At 65.4% G+C, this 1,494-nt stretch carries 2 protein-coding genes; both read left to right on the top strand.

Going from position 1 to position 1,494, the window contains the following annotated elements:
• The first annotated feature begins 148 nt into the window (after window positions 1–148).
• Window positions 149–868 (top strand): DUF433 domain-containing protein, encoded by a 720-nt coding sequence (locus U9980_RS08890; protein WP_322748503.1) that lies wholly within the window; start codon window positions 149–151, stop codon window positions 866–868.
• On the top strand, window positions 868–1,278 hold the full coding sequence (locus tag U9980_RS08885; protein ID WP_322767486.1) for a hypothetical protein: 411 nt from the start codon (window positions 868–870) through the stop codon (window positions 1,276–1,278). The genes U9980_RS08890 and U9980_RS08885 overlap by 1 nt, the downstream gene beginning before the upstream one ends.
• The last annotated feature ends 216 nt before the right edge of the window (window positions 1,279–1,494 follow it).

Raw genomic sequence — 1,494 nt, 5'->3', positions numbered from 1 at the left:
CCCTCAGATGGGCGTGTCGTCGGCTACCGGGACCCCTGATCGGAGCATTCGGGCGTTAATGGTCAATAATATGCGACATCGCACTCGTTCCGTTCTGGTCGGGAGTGGTTGACAAGTGGCAGACTGTCGTGTTCGGAGGAGGTGAACTGTGGTCAACGAGGCTGATCGTTTTGAGGTGCCCCTGTACAGTGTCGCCGAGGCCGGCCGGTACCTGCGGGTGCCGACCTCGACCTTCACGACGTGGGCATATGGGTACATACGCCAGCGGCCGGGACGGTCTCCGGTTCGCGGTGAGCCGATTGTCACAGCATGTTCGACGCCGGAGCACGGCGAGGCCGTGGTGCCGTTCATCGGTCTTGCCGAGGGCCTGGTGCTCGCGGCGATCCGGCGCGCAGGTGTACCGCTTCAGCGCATCCGGCCCGCTCTCACCCGCCTGTCCGAGGAGCTCGGGATCGAGCACGTCCTTGCGTCCAAGGCCCTCTACACCGACGGCGCCGAGGTGCTCTACGACTTCGCCGAGAGCCAGGGCGATACGCCCGAAGCGCGGGGTGCGCGGGACTTGGTAGCCGTGCGCAAAGGCCAGCGGGTGTTCGGGGATGTCGTCGATGCCTACTTGCAGCGCGTCGACTTCGCACCCGATGGCTATGCCCGGCTCATTCGCCTGCCCGAGTACCAGCACGCCGAGATTGTGGTCGACCCCAGTCGCGGGTTCGGTCAGCCGATCTTCTCCCGTGGCGGAGCCAGGCTCGAAGACGTCCTGGGACGGTTCCACGCCGGCGAGCAGCTCGCGGAGGTCGCCGAAGAGTTCGGCGTCCCCCCGGACGAGCTGGAAGACGCCGTACGGATCGCCAGCAAACCCGCTGCCTAGTGGCACATCCCGAGGGGCTTCCCCACGTCTTCGTCGACCGTAGCCTCGGTCGCATCACAGTCCCTCGGCTGCTGCGGCAAGCCGGCATCGAGCTGACGACGCTCGCCGAGCACTATGGCATCCCGCACGACGAGAAGGTCGGCGACGTCACCTGGCTCACCGATACCGCTCGGCTCGGCTGGATCGCGTTCATGAAAGACGAGAGGATCAGGCGTAGACCCACCGAGAAGGCAGCCGTCATGCAACACGCTGCTCGCTGCTTCTACATCACTCGGCAGAACCTGTCCGGTCCAGAGATGGCCCAGCGGCTGATCGACAATCGTGATGCGATCGTCACCGTGTGCGCCGAGGCGGGACCGTTCATTTATGCTGTTCACTCCAACCAGATCAAAAAGATGGATCTTGGTTAGAGCGCCCGGCGATAGGGGCGTGGATGAAGGTGCGGGGCTGGGGCCTCCGGGCGCCGCGACGCGAATCATGATCGCGCGCCCTTCGGCCCCATTGGGACGGCTACCGCGGAGCCGAGCCAGCTCATGGGAAGGCCCCACCGAAGAAAAACCAGGTCGTCCTACAGGGAGCGGCGGTAGGCGTCGAAGGCGCGGGTGGCGAGCATCCCGGCCATCGTC

This window comes from Protofrankia sp. Cr1, from assembly GCF_963555865.1.
Classification (GTDB): Bacteria; Actinomycetota; Actinomycetes; order Frankiales; family Frankiaceae; genus Protofrankia.
The sequence above is the reverse complement of the archived record's forward strand: the minus strand, read 5'-3'. Positions and strand labels throughout refer to the sequence as shown.